The organism is Moorena sp. SIO3I6, from assembly GCF_010672095.1.
In genome coordinates, this window is the sequence record NZ_JAAHHU010001118.1 from 1 (window position 1) to 1,661 (window position 1,661).

1 protein-coding gene is annotated in these 1,661 nt (G+C 43.7%); it reads left to right on the plus strand.

What is annotated here, in order from left to right:
* Positions 1-114 precede the first annotated feature (114 nt).
* The gene (iscB, locus tag F6K49_RS46765) at positions 115-1,476 is read left to right on the plus strand and encodes an RNA-guided endonuclease IscB (protein WP_293109310.1); all 1,362 of its coding nucleotides are present in this window, start codon (positions 115-117) and stop codon (positions 1,474-1,476) included.
* Positions 1,477-1,661: the final 185 nt, after the last annotated feature.

Consider the following 1,661-nt stretch of genomic DNA (forward strand, 5'->3'; position numbering starts at 1 on the left):
TCTCTGTTGCTAGCAATTAAACATCTGTAATGAGTTAAGGAAGTGTTGTTAGCCTCTCAAGCTCTTATAACATTGTCAAGGCAAACTTTACCCACTTGTGGAGTGTTCAAAGTAATGCGAGTTTTCGTTCTAGATCAAAATAAACAACCTTTAGATCCGTGCCATCCAGCGCGAGCTAGAGAATTACTCAAAAAAGGGAGAGCTAAAGTATTCAAGCGTTATCCATTCACTATCATCATGCAGGACAGGAGTATCGATAATTCTGTCACTCATCCACACAGAATCAAAATAGACCCTGGTTCAAAAACAACCGGAATTGCTGTCGTCCAAGAACATACTGGACAGGTAACAAGCGCATTAGAAATCAATCACCGAGGGCAGAACATCAAAAATTCTTTGGAATCCAGAAGAGCTTTAAGGCGAGGCAGAAGAAGTCGAAAGACCCGTTATCGTAAACCTCGTTTTCTCAACCGAAAGCGCCCAGAAGGTTGGTTGCCTCCATCATTGATGAGTCGAGTACTTAATATTGAAACTTGGACTAGACGACTAATAAAACTGTGTCCAGTGACTGCCATATCCCAAGAGTTGGTTCGATTTGATACTCAGAAAATGCCAAATCCCGAAGTATCAGGTGTAGAGTATCAGCACGGTGAACTGTTTGGGTTTGAGGTAAAAGAATATTTACTTTCCAAGTGGGGTCATAACTGTGTTTATTGTGGGTCGGAAAATGTTCCTTTGGAGGTTGAACATATTACTCCTAAATCTATTGGGGGTAGTAATAGAGTTAGTAACCTGACTTTAGCTTGTCGGCATTGCAACCAGAAGAAAGGGAGTGATCCGATCGATAAGTTTTTGCGCAAAAAACCAGAACTTCTAAAGAAAGTACTGGCATTGGCTAAATCTCCCTTGAAAGATGCAGCAGCAGTTAACTCAACTCGATGGGAATTATGGAGAAGACTAAAGTTGACTGGGCTACCTGTTGAAACAGGTTCTGGCGGTCTAACCAAGTTCAATCGAAAAACCAGGGAGATCGAGAAAACCCATTGGATTGATGCTGCTTGTGTAGGAAAATCTACCCCTCAGAGATTACTGATAAACGGAGTAAAGCCGCTAATAGTCACAGCTAAGGGTCACGGAGTCCGTCAAAGATGCCGACCAAATAAATACGGTTTCCCAAAGGCTCATGCTCCCTCTGCTAAGTTTTTCAAAGGTTTTCAGACAGGAGATATAGTCATTGCTGATATCAAAAAAGGGAAATATGCCGGACAGTATACAGGTCGGATCGCTATTCGTTATCGTCCAAGCTTTGTACTTTCGGCAAAGCCTTTCGCGTTCGCGCAGCGTCGCCTACGGCGAAAGCGTGGCCTACGGCCTCCGCTACGCGAACAGGAATCTGGCATAAAGATTGATGTGCATCCAAAGTATCTAAAAACAATATTCAAGGCTGACGGCTATGAATATCTGTCCAATCAATAACGATTCGCGCTTGGCCATAGGCCACGCTACGCGAACGCTGGCCATAGGCCACGCTACGCGAACAATTTGTTAATCTGCGGGAATTCCCCGGAGACGAAACCTGTTTATTGTGGAGCCAATAGAAGTCAGTGGGCTATGCAGATGCATGGTTAAATCTTTGTTAATAGCGATGCAGCGCGGTCTTA